Source organism: Thermococcus chitonophagus, from assembly GCF_002214605.1.
Classification (GTDB): Archaea; Methanobacteriota_B; Thermococci; order Thermococcales; family Thermococcaceae; genus Pyrococcus; species Pyrococcus chitonophagus.
Genome location: NZ_CP015193.1, coordinates 557,317 through 575,949, shown reverse-complemented (window position 1 = coordinate 575,949; position 18,633 = coordinate 557,317). Strand labels below are relative to the sequence as shown.

Here is an 18,633-nt window from a genome sequence, read left to right as displayed (position 1 = left end):
GTTCAGATCTTCCTCTCGAGAACGATCTCGATGGTTGAGGTGTTTGTTGTCCTGCCATCAGCAGTTGGAAGCTCCTCGGTGCCTATCTTAATCTCCTTAACATCTACGGTGTCCTTGAGGAACCTGTTCCTGACGATCTCTGCAACGTCAACGGCCCTGCTAATAGCCCTACCACGGGCCTTTATAACGACCTCCTTTGCACCTTCGTTGAACTGGGTTATGACGGCTAGGACGTAGTTCATAACAGGCTTCTTTCCAATGTAAACGACGTGCTCCTCAGCCATCTCTTGACACCTCCTGGCTTTTTGTCATCACCCAAATGCTTACGTTAAGTTAAATACTTTTCGGTTATCAGCTCTCTCCCTCAATCTCTATGACCTTCACATTTATTGGAAGCTCCTTGAGCTCATTAACGGTTCTCTCTGCAGCCTTCTGAGATCTGGCCAACATCACGAATGCAACATCACCTTTGTACCTGGCCTCGGTAAAGCTTATTATGTCCCCCCTAGCAATACCGTAACCTATTACCTTCCTAACTTCATCCTCGTACTTTGCTACGTGCTTTTCCGGAATACTCAGGAGGACTCCATAGATCATGCAACCACCCCTCTTAAAATGGTAGAAAGGATAAGAGAGATCATCCCCTAGCCTGCTTGAACTGCTCCTGGATTCTCCTGTAGTACTCCATCGTCTCCTTGCTGACCGAAGGTCCAATCTTCTTGAGGGCCTCTTCGAAGTCCTTCATCGTGACCTTTGCTATCCTCCTGATCTCATCCGCCTTCATGCCCTCCTTGAGTATTCCTTGCTCCAGTGCCCTTCTCATGGCTATCATTGCAGCCTCTCTGCACACGGCCGCTATGTCAGCTCCAGTGTATCCCTCGGTTCTCTTGGCGAGCTCTTCGAGGTTGACGTCATCGGCTAGTGGCATGTTTCTGGTGTGTACTTTGAATATTTCTAGCCTTGCCTTCTCGTCGGGCGCTGGAACTAGGATCAGCCTGTCAAACCTACCCGGCCTAAGCAGGGCTGGGTCGATTATGTCGGGCCTGTTGGTTGCTGCGATAACTACAACACCACTGTTCTCAACGAGACCGTCCATCTCGGTGAGTAACTGATTGATTATCCTGTCAGTTACCCTGTTGACGTCAGTTCCTCTTCTCGGGGCAATGGCATCTATCTCATCTATGAATATCACCGTTGGAGCTGCTTGCCTTGCCTTCCTGAAGATCTCTCTAATGTTCTTCTCGCTCTCACCGACCCACTTGCTGAGGATCTCTGGACCTCTGACGGCTATGAAGTTGGCCTCGCTCTCAGTTGCAACTGCCTTGGCTAACAGGGTCTTACCTGTTCCTGGTGGTCCATATAGTAGGATTCCCTTAGGTGGTGTGATTCCATAAGCCCTGAACGCCTCTGGGTACTTAAGTGGCCATTCTACTGCTTCTCTGAGTTCTTGCTTTACGTCTTCGAGTCCTCCAATGTCATCCCAGTGGACGTTTGGTACCTCAATGAGCACTTCCCTCAATGCTGAAGGCTCAACCATCTTGAGCGCCTCGTAGAAGTCCTTCCTTGTTACCTTGAGCTCATCTAAGACCTCTCTTGGTATCGTCTCAGCCTCGAAGTCGATCTTGCCCTCCCTGATCAGCCTCCTAAGTGCGGCCATTGCAGCCTCCCTAGCCAATGCTGCCAGATCAGCACCAACGAATCCATGGGTAACCTCGGCAAGCTCCTCGAGCAGGTAGTCTATCAGCTTGGCCTTAACCTCATTGTACAAGTCCTCATTAATCTCCTTGAGTACCTTTGGAATCTCTTCTTCCCTGCTTGCCTTGACCTTCTCAATAGCCTTGTCAATGACATCCTTGAACTTCTCATCCTTCTTAATTTCCTCGAGAGCCCTGAGCACGTCGCTCCTTCTGAAGTCTGGTTCTATTGGCATTCCTCTTGTGTGGATTTGTAGGATTTCCTTCCTACCCTGCTTGTCTGGAACACCAACCTCAATCTCCCTATCAAACCTTCCAGGCCTCCTCAAAGCCGGATCAATAGCATCAGGCCTGTTCGTCGCACCTATGACTATGACCTTGCCCCTGCTCTTGAGACCGTCCATTAAGGCCAACAGCTGAGCAACTACTCTTTTCTCGACCTCTCCGGTGACTTCGCTCCTCTTTGGTGCTATTGCGTCAATTTCGTCGATGAATATTATTGCTGGAGCGTTCTCCTCAGCCTCCTTGAACACTTCCCTAAGCCTCTCTTCGCTTTCTCCGTAGTATTTGCTCATTATCTCGGGCCCGTTGATTGCGATGAAGTATGCATTAGCCTCGTTGGCCACGGCCTTAGCTAGTAAAGTCTTACCAGTTCCTGGGGGCCCATACAAGAGAACACCCTTCGGTGGTTCAATGCCGAGCTTCTCGAAGAGCTCTGGGTGCTTGAGTGGTAGCTCTATCATCTCCCTGATTTTCTCTATGACGTCCTTGAGACCACCAATGTCCTCGTAGGTGACTCCAGTGGTCATTCTCTTCTCTACTTCCTTCACTGGCTTCTCACTAACGTTGAACTCCGTGAACTCCGTAATCTGAACTACCCCGCTTGGCTGGGTTGCGGTAACTACAAACGTTAGCTCCTGACCGAGAACTCCGATCCTGATGTAGTCTCCCCTAACTACCGGCCTACCAATAAGCCTCTCGTGTAGCCACTCAACGAAGTCCCTGCCAAACCTTATCGGCTCGGTTGGGGCCAGTGTTACCTTCTTAGCCTCCCTGACCTCAGCCTTCCTGACTATAACCTCGTCACCCAAGCCAACGCCAGCGTTCTTCCTGATCGTACCATCCATCCTGATTATCCCAAGACCCTCATCCTCTGGATAAGCAGGCCATGCAACAGCTGCAGTATTCTTGGTACCAATGATCTCCACAATGTCACCCGGTGAAATTCCCAGCTCTCTCATAGCCTTCCTATCAATCCTAACAATACCCCTACCCACGTCCCTCTGATAGGCAGAGGCGACCTTGAGCTTAATCTCCTTCCTCTCAGGCATCTTGCATCACCTCACTATTTTCTTTACCAGCGGTTACTAAAATCATATCTCTTTATAAACTTTTCGATTGAATATCCTGACCAAAAAAGAAACTTTTAAGGGAAGATAATCACTCGATCTTAACTTCGAAGCCCTCACCTTCCTTCTTTGTTGGGTGCTTCTTTGGAATCCTGATCTCAAGGACACCGTTGTTGTACCTTGCCTTGGCCTTCTCTGGGATTACCTCCTCAGGTAGCCTAATGACCCTCCTGTATCCTGTGTAGTACCTCTCGATCCTTACTGCACCCTCCTTTTCAAGCTCTTTTTCTCTCTTCACTGTGGCCTCAATGTACACAGCATCGTCGGTTACCCTGACCTTTATGTCCTCCTTCTTGACTCCGGGGAGCTCTACCGTGATTACGAACTCATCGCCTCTGTCGAATATATCAACGAATGGCTCTCTCCAGACCTCACCGACTCTCTCCTCGTAGTACTCTGGCTCGCTCCATCTCCTATAAGTCCAGAATCTTGGCCTGCTGAAGAACTCATCGAACATTGCATCAATTTCCTCCTGAATTTCTCTTATCAAATCAAATGGATCCCATACGTCCCACCTTCTTCTCCTTACCACCATTTTCCTCACCCCCCTCTCACTTTTTTGTTACCAATAGTTATTAAAATATCATGGCTTTTAAACCTTTCGGCAGGTATGTTAAATAGCCCTGGTTACATAACTCAGTCAGGTGATGAGATGAAGCTCGATGTAATCTGTATGGGCAACCTCAATTACGACATAACGTTTCTAATGGAGAAGTTCCCAGAGTTCCATGAGAAGGTTAATGCAAAATCAGTGTATACAGGGCTTGGAGGTTCCGCAGGGAATACGGCAAGCTGGCTGGCAAGCTTAAGACTTAGAGTGGGATTCATCGGGGCTGTTGGCAATGATGACTTTGGGAGGTTACACATAGAGTACTTCAAGAAAGTAGGTGTAGATACTGGGGGAATTAAGATCGTTGATGACGCAACTGGAGTTGCGGTAATGATGGTAAAGGGAGAGGATAAGAGAATAGTCAAGTATCCTGGGGCAAACAGATTCAAAGAAGTGAAGGAGGAATACTTGGCGAGAGCAAGACACCTTCACCTCTCCTCTAACCCTATAGAGCTCATAAGGGAGGCAATTGAGAAGGCTAAAAGGTTGGGATTAACAGTTTCATTTGATCCCGGAGAAATGGAAGTTCCCCAGGATATCGAGGAGAAGCTTGACATCTTGATGATGAACGAGGACGAATTCAAGAGAAAGTATGGCAACTTAGAAAAGATAAAGGATGTGAAGGCTAGGATAGCTATAGCAACCTTGAATGGTGGTGGAGCTCTCGTTAGGGATGAGAGTGGAGAGGTACATGAAATAAGGGGATTATCGGCTAAGGTCGTTGATACAACCGGAGGTGGAGATTCATTCAATGCGGGCTTCATATACGGCTTTCTCAACGGATGGGACGTTGTAAGCTCGGCTAAGCTCGGGATGCTCTTAGCTTATTTAACGGTTCAAGAGGTAGGGGCAAGAACAGCCATTAGACCCCTTGATGAAATAAGAAAAATTGCCAGAGGGCTCAAGCTCGAAATCCCCCTTTAATAGCTCTTTAGACCTACCTCCCTTGCCCTCTTCTCGCTCCATTTATAACCCAAGTATCCAAGGATCAGATATGCCAAGGATATTGCTGTTAAATAAGCTATTTTAGCCAAACTTTCAGCTAACCCATGAGCAACTACACTTCTAACTGCCTCAGTGGTTGGAGCATATGGAAGGATAAGTGCCAAAAGTCGGAGAGTGTTAGGAAGAATCTCCACAGGATACATGGCACCACTGAGCGCAAAGACCAGCATCTCCATGACGTTTATGAAGGGTCCAGGATCTTTTAGGTAAAGCACTATTCCAGCTACGGTCATGCCAAGACCTATCATGCCAATCGATCCTAGAAGGAGAATCAAAAGGCCCTTCAGCAGTCCGGAAAAGCTTAGAGTTAGGCCAAAGACAAAATAGAACAGCGGAACATAAACTGCAAGGTATAGGAAGTTTAAGACCAGCCTAACTAGGACGTTCCCCAGGAAGAAAGTTATCCTTCTCATCGGGGCGGCAAATGAGTACTCAAGGGTTCCAGCATATAGCTCATCGACTATGCTCCACACGAAGCCACTCATGAACGTAAGGCCGAATGCCAGAACCATGAAGCCCAAGACGGCAAACGTCAGGTAGTCGGAGTAACCCGTAAGCCTTGCAAGTGCCTCTGATGTCCTCTTCCCCGTGAGGCCCAAGCCTATCAGCAGGGCGTTTGCTACAAAAAAGAGCCCCATAGCTATCTCGCTGACGAACCACGCTTTATAGCTCAGGAACACCTTCCAGCTCTTCCTTGCAACGCCCATTAATGCTCTAAGCTCAGTAGCCTCCATAGCCCATCATCCTCGTTATCCTCTCCGCCCACTTAAATATGGCCAAGCTTACCGCCCAGTACAATGGGATTAAGATGATCATCCACTTTATCTCATGAGAGACCGCGGAGTACGTGTAGCCAAGGAAAAGCTTTCTGATAGCGTTTGCTGCATGGGTTAGTGGGATTAGGGAGGAAATAGCCCTTACATCCTGGGGGAGGGTAGAGAGAGGGAAGAAAACTCCCGAAAGGAAGAGGATAGCGAACTCGAGGATATTGGCTAGGGGCCCTATGTTCTTGAGCATCATCACTAGCCCGGAGAACATGAAGCCAAAGCCCAGGAAGGCCAAGAACGAGAGGAATAGAACTGGGGTTACCTTAATCACTGCGGTTAGGCTTATCGGTATGTGAAAGGCTAAAACACCAAACACGAATACGGCAAGCATTAGGGCAGAATCCATGAGCATCCAAGCTATGGCAAGGCCCAAAATCATCTTTAATATCCCCGTTGGGGATGCAACGTTGCTCTCGAACGTTCCCCTCTGAAGCTCTCTCCTTATTCCCCAAACTGAAGCTTCCATCGGCGAAACGGAGACCCACCATAGTGTATACCCTATGAGAACGTACGTCGGATAATCACCCACACCCGTCGAGGCCTGAAGGAGGGGGGAAAATCTACCACCAAGAATGGCTTGACCGAAATATATGAACTGAACTAGGAAGACTATACCAACCAGCAGGGAGCTAATAACCCTTAGAGGATAGCGGAAGAACATCCTGAACTCCTTGTCAATTATCGCGAGTATGCTCAATCCCTCAGCCCCCTCCCCGTGAGCTTTATGAAAACGTCCTCAAGGGTTGGCTCCTTAACTTCGACCGAAAGAACCTTGGCATTTCTCCTAACCAGGAACTCGACGAGCTTAGGGATGTCCTCCTCATCGAGGCTACCCCTCAGAACCGTGACCCCATTCTCCTCAGACACCTTAGCTAACCCAAACGGATTGTCCCCAGGGTAGTTCCTCACTCTGACTTCAACTATCGTCTCATCTTTGACGAGCTTCTTCAGACCCTCGGGAGTATCTAATGCTATTATCCTCCCGTGATCTATTATCGCTATCCTGTCGCAAAGTTCTTCGGCCTCATGCATGTAGTGAGTCGTCAATAGAACTGTCTTGCCCTCCTCCTCAACGAGCCTTTTAACAAGCTCCCTAACGAATATCGCGCTCTGAACATCCAGACCTAAAGTCGGTTCATCTAGAAAGAGAACTTCCGGATCGTTGATTAGGGCTTTAGCTATAGCCAAGCGCTGCTTCATTCCCCTCGAGTAGTTCATGACTAGGTCATTCCTCCTCTCCCACAGGCCCACCATCTTTAGGAGTTCCTCAATCCTCTCCTCGGCTTCACGCTTTGGAACATAGTAGATGCTGGCGAAGTACCTCAAGTTTTCGTAAGCTGTAAGCCTCCAGTAGAGGGTTCTTTCACCTTCAGCGACAAGATTTATCCTCTTCCTTACTTCCCTCGCCTCTTTAACCACGTCGTAACCCAAAACCCTGGCCTCACCGGATGTCGGCTCAAGGAGCGTGGTTAGTATTTTTATCGTCGTGGTTTTACCTGCACCATTAGGACCCAATAAGCCAAATAACTCTCCCCTTTTAACGGTGAAACTTATCCCCTTTAACGCCTCAAACCACTCAACTTTTCTGAAGGGGAGAGGGATCTTCTTAGGGTAGAGCTTCCTGAGGTTCTTCACTTCGATTGCTTTCATAACGTTAAGAGAATCAAGCAAGAGAAATAAAAAGGTTATGCGTTCCTTTCTGACTTCCTGAAGGATAAGGAGTGTGCTCCATCATTAGCTGCAATTTTAAATTCATACGTACTTGGCTCAAAGTCCGGGTTAGGAGACTTGAGTATGCTCATGGTCTCAACGAGCTCACCATCCCCGATTCTCGAGTTGAATACTATGACAACGTCACTCAAACCGGAAACCCAAGCGACAAACTTTCTCGACACGACATCCATGTTAAGGAGGAATATTGAGATTATATCCCTCCTTTTATACACCTTTGCGAGATGGGCAACCTCCGCATTCAGCAACTTTATAGTGACATTCTCATCGAATAGCGTTACGACACCATCCAAGGTGTAAATTAGCTTGACTATTCTCTTCTCACCGGCTATTGGGTAAATTCTTTCCTCATAAACTCTCTCTATTTTTGGAGTTAATGTTTCCTCCGTGGGATTTGGTATTGTGATAACATAATCATCATAAGGAGGAATATCGTACTTTGATCCAAATATATCAAGAATCTTCACTCTCCTCTCTTCTCGAGCCAACCTTTGAAGATTCAATCCCACAAAGGAAGCCCGAGATATCAGCTTTATTACAGGGAGGCTGTAATTGTGGATCACGCCAAATGAATTCCTAAAGAGCATGTTCTTGAAGATTTCAAAGCCGAGGGCCCAGCCTAGAGAAAACGCATCGTACATTATTGTAATTGTCGTACCCCTTATCAACCCTCCTCCGATTGCCCTGTCTATTTCCTCGATATCAATAGGTATGGGAGAAAAGAATTCAAAAGAGGAATCCATAAGGAAAATCACCCCTCAACCTTTATGAACTCAATAGCCTTTCTAAGATCCTTGACTATGTTCCTGAGCTCTATTATGTTCCTCTTAACCTCTTCTAGAGATGACGCCTGCTCCTCAGCACTCGCGCTAACTTCTTGTGCGCTAGCAGTCATCTCTTCTGCACTCGCCGCCAGATTTTCGAGAGCCCTCTTAGCATTCTCAACGTGCTCCTGGGTATTGGTGATTTCAGATTTAACGGCATTGAGCCTCTCCTCCACATCATCTAGCAACTCCCCTATGTTCATTAGATAGCCAACAGTCTCCTTCAGGAAATCAACGGAGTTATCTACTATCTTAACGCCTCTCTCGGTCTCTTCGACTGCCCGCTCGACTTTCTCTTGGATGTCCCTAAGGATGGATCTTATCCTATCAGCAGCATCTTTGCTTTCTTCAGCCAAGTTCCTAACTTCCTGGGCAACAACAGCAAAGCCTCTTCCGAGCTCACCTGCCCTAGCTGCTTCTATTGCTGCATTCAATGCTAGAAGGTTAGTCTGCTCAGCTATATCTGCTATCGTGTTTATTATCTCGCCAACGTTCTTGCTCATCTCGGCAACTTCTTGAACTGCATCCCTAATGACTTTCATGGCCTCCTGAATGTCTCCCACTTGAGTTATCGCTTTCTCACCTTTCTCCTTGCCCTCTCTAGCTATCGATATTACCTCATTAACAATCCCACTGAACTCTTCCATTGCATCGACAGTCTTCTGGGTAACATCTGCAGTTATGTTCATGCCATCCATTATCATGCTTATGTTTTCCTGTTGCCTCTGGGCTTCAGTACTTACCTGCTGGATAGCCTCTGCAACTTGATTCACAGCTTCAGTGATTTCTGAAGCTATCCTGGTCAGCTCATCAGCCCTCTTCTCTAGGGTCAAGGCCAAATCCTTCACAGTTTTCATTAAGGTTCTCAGCTGAGTTACCGTTCTTCTCATAGCATTGAGGATACTTTCGAAATCACCTTTCGCATGTAAGGTTATATCGTCTCTCACGTCCCCCTCGGCAATTTTCTCCATTCTCTCGGTGATGACTTCAAGGGTTCTGAGAACATCCTGGGATATTGACCTAAAGGCCTCCAGAAGTTTTCCTATTTCGTCCCTTTCCCTGTATTGTATCTCCGTTATCATTCTCCTAGCATAATTCAACCTTCCTTGGGCTATGTTCTCTGCAACTCTTGCCATTTTACTTACAGGATCAAGTGCAGACTTCATTAGACCATAGGCAACGACTCCAGACCCTACAGCGACTGCGGCCATAGCCCCTATGCTGATCCATAGGGTTTTCTTGAGCTGAGAGAGGGCGGAGGCCATGCTAGACTGTATCGCTTCAGCAGAACCCCCAGATCTGACTATCTGCATAGTCTTTTCAAGGTTATCGTAGAGGTCAGATATTGCCATGTTCTCTATCACTATTGCCGTTACAACAGCCAAGACGAGAGGAAGGAATATCGATAAGGTCAGCTTCTTCTTGAATTTCATTTACTCCATCACCTCCCATATTGTCCCGCTGCTTCCCTTTAGGTTAGGAAAAACGCTTTTGCTAACAACGAAGGATTTACCATCGTTTGTGAGCTTCAGAACTATTGGAAATATCATTTTCAGCATTGAAACGACTTGTAGAGAAACATTCCTCATAGAATCAGTATTCAAGAAGACTATGTCTCTGACGTCCTTGTTTTTCGTGACAACGTATTCCCCTATGTCATGAACCTGCTCGATTAACTCTTTCTTGTCAAAGATGTTCATTATGTTTTCTATGCCGAGCTGCATGTTAATGAAGAATCCATTATGATGTCTAACGTTGTCTAGTAGCTTTCCTAGAGCCTCTTCGTATAAGGTCTTGTACACTGGATACGCTGAAATTGGAATTTTGTGAAGAACGTTCCCGACGCTAATCTTCCCTCCTACCTTTATTACCGGCACATTCTCTATAAGGTCAGTTTTCATGCCGAGCAATTCTGCCTGATACTTGTATATTGGTAGGGTATCGAGGAAGTCCGTAATTATTATCAGGGCTCTGTCCCCATATTTGTCTATGATCCTTTGTAGTATTGTAAATACTGTAGGGCCTAGCACATCTTCGGACGTGTATTCAACAAGGACGCTTATCTTTTCTTTCTCGAGGACATCCGAGATCTCCATAGCTACCCCACCACCTGTCACATAATATAACAATTATTTGAGAATTTTAAGTTTTGTGTGCACTTTTGTTCAAAATTTTTATTACATGATGTTACAGATAGATATATTTTTATAACAAATGTCCAAAATTAACAAAAATTGTTGAGAATAGAAAAGGGTCCAAATATTTAATACTCTATACCAGAAAAGTAATCAGGATTATTTTGTATAAACAAATTAACAAGTTCGATTTCCGAACATATCTTTAGAATAAACAAATTTATAATACTGAATAAATTTACTGTTCATTTAGTAACAATTCCAACAGTTCATTGAAAAATTCCTTATTCTCAATGACTCTTTTGTATAATCTAACAACGGTTGGATACTTTAAGTCAACTATAGCCATAATAGTTGATGGTGTGAACTTCAAGTACAGTGCAAAGTATGCTATAAGTACTATCCTCCTCAATGAATGAACACCGCTCAGAGGTGTCCCATCAAGCTCATTGAATGTCTTGCCACAATTCTTGCACTTAAATCGCTGAACCTCAAAACCGCTTTTCCTATTTATGAAACCAATCTTAACGATTTCACGAGATCCACAATAGGGACAGATAACCTCACCTCTTAATTTTCGCACTGCATTCAACACTTCCTCATCACTTAGGGAAAGGAGCTTTTGGATGTCTAGGATTACTTCCTCTCTCATTTTCTCTCCGGAGTTTTTAGAACTGTTTTTTTTTTTTTTTTTTTTCAGCCCTCTTCAAATTTTTGGAAAGGAGGCTTATAAACGTTTGGTTGCACATCTTGCCGAATCCCCTAACATCCTGGCCTATGTTGAGACGATCCTGATCAGTCTTATTATATCCTTAACTTCAAGTATACCGTGCACCCTCCTGTTCTCATCGATGACTGGAAGGTGATGCTTCCCAGTCTCAATCATGAGCTTTATTGCATGTCCAAGATCATCATTGACGCTTATCGTTATAGGTCTTTTGACCATCACATCGGCAACTCGTGAAGCTCTAGTTAAGGAATACCTTTTCAGCATTCCAAAGCCGACAACTGAATACTTCCTGGGAGGAATAAAATAGCTAAGGATATCCTTCATCGTTATAAATCCTATAAGCCGATCGTTTTCATCAACAACAACAGCCGAAGTTTCTTCACTCGTAAACATGTTTATAAGCTCGAAGATGGGGGTCTCAGGATGCACTTTCAGGAACTCCTTGTCCATAACTATTCTCACGGGAACCTTTGAGATGTACTTTATATTATGGCTGAGCTCTTCTTTTCGAGCAAGGAGAACCAATTTCCTCTTCCCCATTATCCTAGCTATTTTCCTTTCCATCCCGAAACCCCCAGGAAGGCCTCAATACTCCTCTGCCTCAGCTGCTTAAGTAGCCAGCTCTTCTCCAGATACTTATCAAGGGGATGTTGCAATATTTTCCCAACTTCATTTAAAGCTTCCGTAAGAGTTTCAAAAATTCTCGGCTCATTTTCCAAAGCCTTTTTAACCCCAATCCTAATTTGCCACACGCCAACCGGAGCATAATACGCAGGAGTGACTTCCCTAAACACAATGGCACTTGCCTGCCTCCGTCTCTTTCTCAAGTGCTCTAGAACGCTTAGTCTAGCCGCATAGTAAGCCCCACTTGTCTCTTCTGCATACCCCTTTATACCCCTAAAGTCCTCGTAGTCGTGAATTACCGTAGGCTCATCACTACCGAAGAGGGAACCCTTGAGCCAAACTTCTAGGAGCTCAAAAGAGTATCTTCTGGGAAGCAACAACACTACATACCTGTTCCCCAGGAATTCATGGAGATACAGCTCGTACTTATCTACAGTGCCATAGTTCAGGATGATCTTTCTTAAGTAGTTCCCTATTGTGTCCTGGACGGCTGTGATGCTCCACCTCGTCGGAACGATCTTCTTCTTTATACCAAGGAGACCTGCAGAGAGTAATCTTATGATGTAGTACTCATCAAATCCAGCCTCATATAGAGTTACCACCGCATCTCTTGCCTTCAGTTCATCACTAACAACTGAATCAACCTTCCTGGGAACTTTTGGATTTTCGACTACCTCAAACTTCTTTAACAATCCTCTGGGTCCTATAGGAGGAGCAAATTCGCTTGGCAGGACTTTAACAATTGGTTTTCCCTTTAACAGAATTTCACTATCAACGGGCCTAGAAGAGAGTGCAAGCTCTTGAATGCTCTCTATCATCCTTCCAGATTTCCTCACATCAACGTCAACTCTCACCTGGCCCATCACGAGAAGCGATCTGTACCTCAGCACATCCCTTATTGTCACGTTTTCCCAAGATGACGGATTGTCTAAGTAAGAAGTTTCCCCCTCAATTGGAGGAACTAGAGGGCCAAGTCTAACCTTCGGATAGCCATATTCACCAACGAAAATGCTCGGTGGAGAAGATCCAAAGATGTCTTCCCTATTTATTAGTGGTGTAACCTCCCGAACTGCTCTAAATCTCTCAAGTATCGGACAAACTGGCCTACCACACAGCAACTTTCTGCCTTTACATATAGCGCAGATTTGAGAGTTGACCTTTATCATACAATTATTACTCAACTCCTCTGGAGAATTTAACCTTTCGGTGTCCAATGGAAAACGATATAAGCTGAGTAAACTAACTTTTCATTGGGAAAACTTCCAAGGGTGGTGGAAAATGGTTAGGGCGTACGTTTTATTGACTATCGAGATTGGAAAGGTTGAGAAGGTTATTGAGGAAATCAAAAAGATACCTGGTGTTACAAAGGCCGACGCCGTTACTGGCCCATATGACGCAATAGTTCACATAGAAGCCTCAGACTTAGGAGAGCTAACGAGGAAGATACTTCACGATATTCACAACATAGATGGAGTTATTGACACGACAACTGCAATAGTCGTTGAGATTGAAGAAGAGTGACTATCTCCTCCTCTTTCTAAGCTCTCTGATTTTCTGGGCAACCAGCTTCAAAGTTTTCGCCTTCCCGTACGGGCTCTCAACAATTATCATTCCATATGTTCTCAGATCTTCCTCAACTCCAGAAAGCCTTGGATTTAACTTATCTCGCTCAACACTAATTATCTTGGCACCAACTATCTCCAAAGCATCAATTATTTCATCTAAAGATGGATTATCAATGGCCAGGCCTTTCGGAACGATTCTCCCATATTTTCGAGTGAGCCTACCGTCAAGCTCGGAAGGCCACACAACGAATTTTCCCATTCAAAATCCCCCAAAATTTAAAAATTTCCTGGGTTTAAAATCTTTGGGGAGTGATTATGGAACGCAATATCATAGCTAAAATGATCATGGATGAAATTAAGAACGGCGACGTTGCGATAATAGAGTACCCTAGCACATTTCCAGTTCACGATCTTCTCTGGGACAGCTTGGTCATGAACTTTATTAGAGAGTTCGAAGTTGTAATTGACGATTTCTTTGGGATAGGCGATGTGCTTTTCAGAACATATATCAGGAGGATATCTCACGATAGGTACAGAGAAGTCATGGAAAAAGTTGTGGGAAAAGTAAAGGCCGTTAAAATAGGGCCCGGGAAGATAAGCTATAGCGAGATAGTTGAGGAGATCCCCCTAACATACGACTTATCCGAGTTCATAAAGCTATATTATCCTGGGATAAGGGAAATACTTGCAAAATCATCAAAGAGAGTCATCTTTATAACTGTTGGACTTGCAGAGTACCTGCACTTTGGAGGAGAGAAAGCATTAGAGACTATTCTCTTAAGCAGGAGCGTTCTGCCTATAGAGGACTGGACGTCGATTTACCTCATAAACCTAGACTTAGCTCCAGAAAAGAGCGTTGCTGCTTTGGAGGAAATAAGTCCGCTAGTCATTTACACATCAAACAAGGGAGTTCTGGTGAAGAAAGGATGATTAGAGAGGGCGAGAAGGTAGTTCTCGTTGACCCAAGGGGAAAGAGGTACCTCGTTACAGTTCAAGAGAGGGATTTCCACACCGACTTAGGGATACTAAAGCTTGGAGAGATAGTGGGAAAAGAGTTCGGCGACTCTCTAAAGAGCCACAAAGGTCATGAATTCAAAATTCTAAAGCCCAGGATAGTTGATTATCTAGACAAAATGAAAAGAGGCCCTCAGATAGTCCATCCTAAGGATGCAGCACTTATAGTTGCATACGCAGGAATTTCCCCAGGGGATTTCATAGTGGAGGCAGGAGTAGGGAGTGGGGCCTTAACCCTCTTCCTAGCTAATATAGTCGGCCCCCAGGGAAAGATAGTCAGCTATGAGATTAGGGAAGACTTCGCAAAGCTCGCCTGGGAGAACATAAAGTGGGCGGGCTTTGATGATCGAGTAACAATAAAGCTGAAAGACATATATGAGGGTATAGATGAGGAAAACGTGGATCATGTGATCCTAGATCTCCCCCAACCCGAAAAGGTCGTGGAGCACGCTATGAAAGCACTCAAGCCCGGAGGATTTTTCGTCGCCTACACCCCCTGTGCCAACCAAGTGATAAGGCTTAGAGAAAAACTAAGGGAGTTCAAGGACGTTTTCATGAAGCCAAGGACTATTGATGTGGTAATTTTTGAGCAGGAAGTAAAGAGAGAATGCATGCGGCCCACAACGACAATTCTCGCTCACACGGGCTACATAACATTTGCCCGAAAGATTTGAACTTTTCGTTTTAAACCTGCATATTAAAAAATTCTTAAATTTTGGCACTTTGTGTTACTCTTTTGGATGTTGGTAATACATCATTTGAAGATATTTTAAGATGGTGATACAAATGGATATCAAATACGTAATTAAGGAGTACTGGAATAAAAGAGCGGAAACATTCGATAGATTACCCGGACACGTCTCATCTCCTAACGAGTGGAGAAAGCTACTCTCAAGAATTTTTCCTGAGAAAATGAAGATATTAGACGTGGGAACAGGTACGGGATTCTTAGCGATGAGACTAGCTGAGCTGGGTCATGAGGTCACTGGTATTGATATCTCAGAAAATATGATAGAAATAGCAAAGAAAAAAGCACAGAAAGCAAACTTACAAATTAAGTTTATAGTTGGTGACGCTGAAAGTTTGCCCTTTAGGGACGAAAAGTTCGACGGCGTAATCTGCAGGCATGTCCTATGGACACTCCCAAACCCAGAAAAAGCCCTTCTTGAATTCCTTAGGGTAACGAAATCTGGAGGTAAAATTGTTATAATAGAAGGAAACTGGAAGCAACCTAAAGGTATTAAAAAAGCCATTAGAACTGTTGCAACGCTTATATACGAAAGAAGGAAACCTACCAATCTACCACCCTGGATCTATGAAAAGCTTCCCCTCAGAAGAGGGAAAGTTCCTGATTCAGTAGTGAAAGCCCTAAGAAATCTTGGTATCGAAAATATTACAGTCGAAGACTTGTCTTGGCTTAGAGAAATCCAGAGAAAGGAGTTTCCTTTTCTTTACAGGCTTGTCTGGTCAAATTATGAGTACTATTTAATCCAAGTAGTCAAGGAGGGTTGAAAATGAGAAAAGTCGGATTGCTTCTTGTTTTGATAATAACGATGGCAATCTTTGGAGCCGGATGCATAGGGACCAAAGCCACCCAAACCCAAACGGGAAAGGTAGTAACTATTACGGACATGATGGGAAGGCAAGTCAAAGTCAAAGTTCCAGTGCAGAGGGTTGTCATAACATTCAACGTCGAAGAATACCTTGCCGTTGGTGGCGTTGATGCATTAAAGAAGATAGTGGGATGGAGCAGGTATTACTGGGAGGGAAGAAGACCCACCGTATGGGAAGTTTATGTAAAGAAGTTCCCATGGATAAAGGACATCCCAGACGTTGGATACCCATGGAAGGGAACGTTCAGTGCGGAGAAAGTCATTGAACTAAAGCCAGACGTTGTGATAATGTCAAAAGAGCAGTATAGGTATGCAAAGGAGCAGATAGAAAGGATAGAGAAGGCAGGAATTCCAGTTGTGTTTATCGACTACTATGAACCATTCAACATAACGGCCCACGAAAAGAGCACCATGATCCTTGGCATTCTACTTGGAAAGGAGGACAGGGCAAAGGAGTTAATCCAGTATTACAAGCAACAGGTTCAAAGTATACTCGAAAGACTTCAAAAGGTCGAGAAGGAGTATCCAAAGCCAAAAGTTCTACTTCTGGGTAAGGGATGGACAAGCTATGGAAGGAACCACTACAGGGGGAAGATGATAGAATTCGCAGGAGGAATAAACATAGCAGCAAACGTTCTAGAGAGCTCAGGGGAGATAAATCCAGAATATGTCCTCAAGGAAAATCCAGACGTCATAATATTCATCGGAAAGAAGGGCTGGAACGTTGACTTAGGCTACACCGTAAGCAGGGAGAGAGCAAAGGAGATGCTAAAAGAGATAATCAAGAAGCCAGGTTGGGAAAATCTAAATGCTGTAAAGAACAAAAGGGTTTATGCAATTCACATCTACTTCGTTCACGGACACATCTATGACTTCGTAGCCCTCCAGTATTTCGTAAAATGGTTCTATCCAGAGGCATTTAAGGACATAGATCCAGAGAAATCATGGAAAGAATTTCACGAGAAGTTCTTACCTGTAGAGTACAACGGAACATGGGCAGTAAGCTTAGCAGATCCATGAGGGAGCTAAGATGGAGGTAGTTTACAAAGGAATAATAATTAGGAGGATTCAACTCCTTACACTTTTTCTTTTTGCATGCCTCCTCTCTTTCCTTCTAGATCTCTCAATAGGACCCGCATTCTTATCACCTAAGGATGTGTTGTTAGGCGTTTTAATGCCCAACTCAGTTGATAACGTAACGAGAGTTATAATATGGGACATAAGACTCCCGATAGCAATAACAGCGCTTTTAGTTGGAGCTTCCCTGGGAATCGCAGGAGTTGAAATGCAAACTATCCTAAATAATCCCCTAGCAAGTCCCTACACCCTTGGAATTTCTGCGGGAGCTGGATTTGGGGCCGCTCTAGCAATCCTGCTTGGAGCAAACATAGTTTTTGTTCCAATAAGCGCCTTCATCTTTGCAATGCTATCAAGCTTACTGATATACTCCATAGCGAAAATTAAAGGTGCCAGCACGGAGATCATGGTTCTGGCTGGAATTGGGATAGTATTTCTCTTCAATTCCGCCCTTGCGTTTATAGAATACTTGGCGTCTGAAGAAACACTTCAGGCTATAGTATTTTGGCTGTTCGGTAGCTTATTAAAGGCCAGCTGGACTAAGGCAGGGATAATATTCCTGGGATTTTTACCAACGTTCTTGATCCTCATTAAGAATGCATGGCAACTAACAGCGATGAGATTAGGAGATGATGGAGCGAAAAGCCTTGGAATAAATGTTGAAGAGTTAAGGCTCAAAGTTCTAATTTTAATATCAATTTTAACGGCCGTTGCAGTGTGTTTCGTTGGCACTATTGGATTCGTTGGACTCGTTGGACCGCACATAGCTAGAATGCTAATCGGAGAGGATCAGAGGTTCCTCATCCCAGCTTCAGCTCTAAGCGGTGCCTTCATACTATCCTTTGCATCGGTAATCAGTAAATCCGTTGTCCCAGGAGCCGTGTTACCGATAGGAATAATCACATCAATGATAGGGGTTCCGTTCTTCATGTTCCTCGTCATGAGAAAGAGGAGGGAGTTCTGGTGAGCTTAGAGGTAATAGGACTAAGCTTCTCCTATGATGAAGAGGTACTCAAGAACATTAGCTTTGAAGCCCATCCTGGGGAAATAACGGTAATCTTGGGGCCTAACGGAGCGGGTAAGTCAACACTTCTAAGGTGCATAGCGGGCATGTTAAAGTGTAAAGGAAAAGTAACGTTCAATGGAAAACCAATGGATCACGAGGATAGGGTAAAAATGATAGGCTACGTACCCCAGGAATACTCCATAAGAGCCCCTTTAACCGTGCTTGAAACCGTTCTCCTTGGAAGGATAACCCAGATGTCTTGGAGGGTTAAGAGAGAGGATTTAGTGGCGGCATTTAATGCCATGAAGAAGGTTGGCATAGAGAACCTTGCTAAGAGGTACATAGGGGAGTTGAGCGGGGGTCAGAGGCAATTAGTATTCATAGCCCAAGCACTTGCAAAGGAACCAAGGATACTCTTGTTAGATGAACCAATAAGCAACCTCGACCTCAAGAACAAGCTTAAAGTTCTGGAGATGGTCAGGCAGATAACAAGGGAGGAAAACATCGTAACAATATTAGTACTTCACGAGCTGGACTTTGCCATTAGATATGGGGATAGAGTTGTGGTTCTGAACAAGGGAGAAGTTTACTGCAGGGGAAATCCCAGGAAGGTAATAACGGAAGAAATGATCCTGAGAGTGTACGGTGTCAGGGCCAAGGTAATTCATGGAGAAATCCCCCACGTCCTACCATTAAAGTCGGTAGATCAAGAATCAGACGAGAGGGGGCTCATCATCGAGAGTCCTCTCAGGGTACCGTGAAGATCATC

At 44.8% G+C, this 18,633-nt stretch carries 22 protein-coding genes; 8 read left to right on the top strand and 14 right to left on the bottom strand.

Annotated features, from left to right (window positions below; genetic code table 11):
• Positions 1-2 precede the first annotated feature (2 nt).
• The 4 genes from albA to A3L04_RS03090 all read right to left on the bottom strand — a co-directional run bounded on the left by albA (position 3) and on the right by A3L04_RS03090 (position 3,638).
• Positions 3-284: a DNA-binding protein Alba gene (albA, locus tag A3L04_RS03105; RefSeq protein ID WP_068579317.1), complete on the bottom strand. Its 282-nt coding sequence runs from the start codon at positions 282-284 to the stop codon at positions 3-5.
• A gap of 67 nt (positions 285-351) precedes the next feature.
• Positions 352-597, bottom strand: coding sequence for a hypothetical protein (locus tag A3L04_RS03100; RefSeq protein WP_068579320.1), 246 nt, complete (start codon positions 595-597; stop codon positions 352-354).
• Between the two features lie 40 nt (positions 598-637).
• On the bottom strand, positions 638-3,025 hold the full coding sequence (locus A3L04_RS03095; protein WP_068579322.1) for a CDC48 family AAA ATPase: 2,388 nt from the start codon (positions 3,023-3,025) through the stop codon (positions 638-640).
• A 109-nt stretch (positions 3,026-3,134) separates the two neighbouring features.
• Positions 3,135-3,638 carry an Hsp20/alpha crystallin family protein gene (locus tag A3L04_RS03090; RefSeq protein WP_068579324.1) on the bottom strand — a complete coding sequence of 168 codons (504 nt, stop codon included), beginning with the start codon at positions 3,636-3,638 and terminating at the stop codon, positions 3,135-3,137.
• A gap of 117 nt (positions 3,639-3,755) precedes the next feature.
• Here A3L04_RS03090 and A3L04_RS03085 point away from each other — a divergent pair, with 117 nt between their 5' ends.
• The gene (locus A3L04_RS03085; RefSeq protein WP_068579327.1) at positions 3,756-4,637 is read left to right on the top strand and encodes an ADP-dependent ribose-1-phosphate kinase; all 882 of its coding nucleotides are present in this window, start codon (positions 3,756-3,758) and stop codon (positions 4,635-4,637) included.
• On the opposite strand, the gene A3L04_RS03080 is transcribed toward A3L04_RS03085, so the two are convergent.
• The 9 genes from A3L04_RS03080 to A3L04_RS03040 form a co-directional block, all read right to left on the bottom strand.
• Positions 4,634-5,452, bottom strand: coding sequence for an ABC transporter permease (locus tag A3L04_RS03080; protein ID WP_068579332.1), 819 nt, complete (start codon positions 5,450-5,452; stop codon positions 4,634-4,636). The genes A3L04_RS03085 and A3L04_RS03080 overlap by 4 nt on opposite strands.
• Positions 5,439-6,242 carry an ABC transporter permease gene (locus A3L04_RS03075; RefSeq protein ID WP_084448902.1) on the bottom strand — a complete coding sequence of 268 codons (804 nt, stop codon included), beginning with the start codon at positions 6,240-6,242 and terminating at the stop codon, positions 5,439-5,441. The genes A3L04_RS03080 and A3L04_RS03075 overlap by 14 nt, the downstream gene beginning before the upstream one ends.
• Positions 6,239-7,195 carry an ATP-binding cassette domain-containing protein gene (locus tag A3L04_RS03070; protein WP_068579679.1) on the bottom strand — a complete coding sequence of 319 codons (957 nt, stop codon included), beginning with the start codon at positions 7,193-7,195 and terminating at the stop codon, positions 6,239-6,241. The genes A3L04_RS03075 and A3L04_RS03070 overlap by 4 nt, the downstream gene beginning before the upstream one ends.
• A 35-nt stretch (positions 7,196-7,230) precedes the next feature.
• Positions 7,231-8,019: an RAD55 family ATPase gene (locus A3L04_RS03065; protein WP_068579333.1), complete on the bottom strand. Its 789-nt coding sequence runs from the start codon at positions 8,017-8,019 to the stop codon at positions 7,231-7,233.
• Between the two features lie 8 nt (positions 8,020-8,027).
• Complete coding sequence (locus A3L04_RS03060; protein WP_068579336.1) at positions 8,028-9,533, bottom strand: methyl-accepting chemotaxis protein; 1,506 nt, start codon at positions 9,531-9,533, stop codon at positions 8,028-8,030.
• Positions 9,534-10,196 carry a DUF257 family protein gene (locus A3L04_RS03055; RefSeq protein WP_068579339.1) on the bottom strand — a complete coding sequence of 221 codons (663 nt, stop codon included), beginning with the start codon at positions 10,194-10,196 and terminating at the stop codon, positions 9,534-9,536.
• A 277-nt stretch (positions 10,197-10,473) separates the two neighbouring features.
• Entirely contained in the window at positions 10,474-10,887 is a 414-nt protein-coding gene (locus A3L04_RS03050; RefSeq protein WP_239233797.1) for an IS1/IS1595 family N-terminal zinc-binding domain-containing protein, read from the bottom strand.
• Between the two features lie 123 nt (positions 10,888-11,010).
• Entirely contained in the window at positions 11,011-11,529 is a 519-nt protein-coding gene (locus tag A3L04_RS03045; RefSeq protein WP_068579341.1) for a CBS domain-containing protein, read from the bottom strand.
• Complete coding sequence (locus A3L04_RS03040; protein ID WP_068579344.1) at positions 11,514-12,755, bottom strand: Nre family DNA repair protein; 1,242 nt, start codon at positions 12,753-12,755, stop codon at positions 11,514-11,516. The genes A3L04_RS03045 and A3L04_RS03040 overlap by 16 nt, the downstream gene beginning before the upstream one ends.
• Positions 12,756-12,867: 112 nt before the next feature.
• Here A3L04_RS03040 and A3L04_RS03035 point away from each other — a divergent pair, with 112 nt between their 5' ends.
• Positions 12,868-13,110: an Lrp/AsnC family transcriptional regulator gene (locus tag A3L04_RS03035; protein WP_068323030.1), complete on the top strand. Its 243-nt coding sequence runs from the start codon at positions 12,868-12,870 to the stop codon at positions 13,108-13,110.
• On the opposite strand, the gene A3L04_RS03030 is transcribed toward A3L04_RS03035, so the two are convergent.
• Positions 13,111-13,413: a signal recognition particle protein Srp19 gene (locus A3L04_RS03030; RefSeq protein WP_068579347.1), complete on the bottom strand. Its 303-nt coding sequence runs from the start codon at positions 13,411-13,413 to the stop codon at positions 13,111-13,113.
• A 56-nt stretch (positions 13,414-13,469) separates the two neighbouring features.
• On the opposite strand from A3L04_RS03030, the gene A3L04_RS03025 reads away from it, so the two are divergent.
• From A3L04_RS03025 to A3L04_RS03000, 6 genes are all read left to right on the top strand, one after another.
• Entirely contained in the window at positions 13,470-14,084 is a 615-nt protein-coding gene (locus A3L04_RS03025) for a DUF257 family protein (protein WP_068579352.1), read from the top strand.
• The gene (locus tag A3L04_RS03020; protein WP_068579355.1) at positions 14,081-14,842 is read left to right on the top strand and encodes a tRNA (adenine-N1)-methyltransferase; all 762 of its coding nucleotides are present in this window, start codon (positions 14,081-14,083) and stop codon (positions 14,840-14,842) included. Before A3L04_RS03025 ends, A3L04_RS03020 begins: the two co-directional genes overlap by 4 nt.
• Before the next feature lie 112 nt (positions 14,843-14,954).
• On the top strand, positions 14,955-15,680 hold the full coding sequence (locus A3L04_RS03015; RefSeq protein ID WP_068579357.1) for a class I SAM-dependent methyltransferase: 726 nt from the start codon (positions 14,955-14,957) through the stop codon (positions 15,678-15,680).
• A 2-nt stretch (positions 15,681-15,682) separates the two neighbouring features.
• A complete protein-coding gene (locus tag A3L04_RS03010; protein ID WP_068579360.1) occupies positions 15,683-16,801 on the top strand; it encodes an ABC transporter substrate-binding protein in 1,119 nt (372 codons plus the stop codon).
• A 10-nt stretch (positions 16,802-16,811) separates the two neighbouring features.
• Positions 16,812-17,825, top strand: coding sequence for a FecCD family ABC transporter permease (locus tag A3L04_RS03005; RefSeq protein WP_068579363.1), 1,014 nt, complete (start codon positions 16,812-16,814; stop codon positions 17,823-17,825).
• A complete protein-coding gene (locus A3L04_RS03000) occupies positions 17,822-18,625 on the top strand; it encodes an ABC transporter ATP-binding protein (RefSeq protein ID WP_197658815.1) in 804 nt (267 codons plus the stop codon). The genes A3L04_RS03005 and A3L04_RS03000 overlap by 4 nt, the downstream gene beginning before the upstream one ends.
• Positions 18,626-18,633 lie beyond the last annotated feature (8 nt).

What these genes read in the sequence shown, in the direction of transcription:
- A3L04_RS03015 (WP_068579357.1), top strand. Translation starts at nt 14,955, where the DNA reads ATGGATATCAAATACGTAATTAAGGAGTACTGGAATAAAAGAGCGGAA.
- A3L04_RS03095 (WP_068579322.1), bottom strand. Translation starts at nt 3,025, where the DNA reads ATGCCTGAGAGGAAGGAGATTAAGCTCAAGGTCGCCTCTGCCTATCAG.
- A3L04_RS03065 (WP_068579333.1), bottom strand. Translation starts at nt 8,019, where the DNA reads ATGGATTCCTCTTTTGAATTCTTTTCTCCCATACCTATTGATATCGAG.
- A3L04_RS03090 (WP_068579324.1), bottom strand. Translation starts at nt 3,638, where the DNA reads ATGGTGGTAAGGAGAAGAAGGTGGGACGTATGGGATCCATTTGATTTG.
- A3L04_RS03010 (WP_068579360.1), top strand. Translation starts at nt 15,683, where the DNA reads ATGAGAAAAGTCGGATTGCTTCTTGTTTTGATAATAACGATGGCAATC.
- A3L04_RS03040 (WP_068579344.1), bottom strand. Translation starts at nt 12,755, where the DNA reads ATGATAAAGGTCAACTCTCAAATCTGCGCTATATGTAAAGGCAGAAAG.
- A3L04_RS03030 (WP_068579347.1), bottom strand. Translation starts at nt 13,413, where the DNA reads ATGGGAAAATTCGTTGTGTGGCCTTCCGAGCTTGACGGTAGGCTCACT.
- albA (WP_068579317.1), bottom strand. Translation starts at nt 284, where the DNA reads ATGGCTGAGGAGCACGTCGTTTACATTGGAAAGAAGCCTGTTATGAAC.
- A3L04_RS03060 (WP_068579336.1), bottom strand. Translation starts at nt 9,533, where the DNA reads ATGAAATTCAAGAAGAAGCTGACCTTATCGATATTCCTTCCTCTCGTC.
- A3L04_RS03035 (WP_068323030.1), top strand. Translation starts at nt 12,868, where the DNA reads ATGGTTAGGGCGTACGTTTTATTGACTATCGAGATTGGAAAGGTTGAG.
- A3L04_RS03085 (WP_068579327.1), top strand. Translation starts at nt 3,756, where the DNA reads ATGAAGCTCGATGTAATCTGTATGGGCAACCTCAATTACGACATAACG.
- A3L04_RS03020 (WP_068579355.1), top strand. Translation starts at nt 14,081, where the DNA reads ATGATTAGAGAGGGCGAGAAGGTAGTTCTCGTTGACCCAAGGGGAAAG.
- A3L04_RS03005 (WP_068579363.1), top strand. Translation starts at nt 16,812, where the DNA reads ATGGAGGTAGTTTACAAAGGAATAATAATTAGGAGGATTCAACTCCTT.
- A3L04_RS03100 (WP_068579320.1), bottom strand. Translation starts at nt 597, where the DNA reads ATGATCTATGGAGTCCTCCTGAGTATTCCGGAAAAGCACGTAGCAAAG.
- A3L04_RS03050 (WP_239233797.1), bottom strand. Translation starts at nt 10,887, where the DNA reads ATGAGAGAGGAAGTAATCCTAGACATCCAAAAGCTCCTTTCCCTAAGT.
- A3L04_RS03070 (WP_068579679.1), bottom strand. Translation starts at nt 7,195, where the DNA reads ATGAAAGCAATCGAAGTGAAGAACCTCAGGAAGCTCTACCCTAAGAAG.
- A3L04_RS03045 (WP_068579341.1), bottom strand. Translation starts at nt 11,529, where the DNA reads ATGGAAAGGAAAATAGCTAGGATAATGGGGAAGAGGAAATTGGTTCTC.
- A3L04_RS03025 (WP_068579352.1), top strand. Translation starts at nt 13,470, where the DNA reads ATGGAACGCAATATCATAGCTAAAATGATCATGGATGAAATTAAGAAC.
- A3L04_RS03080 (WP_068579332.1), bottom strand. Translation starts at nt 5,452, where the DNA reads ATGGAGGCTACTGAGCTTAGAGCATTAATGGGCGTTGCAAGGAAGAGC.
- A3L04_RS03055 (WP_068579339.1), bottom strand. Translation starts at nt 10,196, where the DNA reads ATGGAGATCTCGGATGTCCTCGAGAAAGAAAAGATAAGCGTCCTTGTT.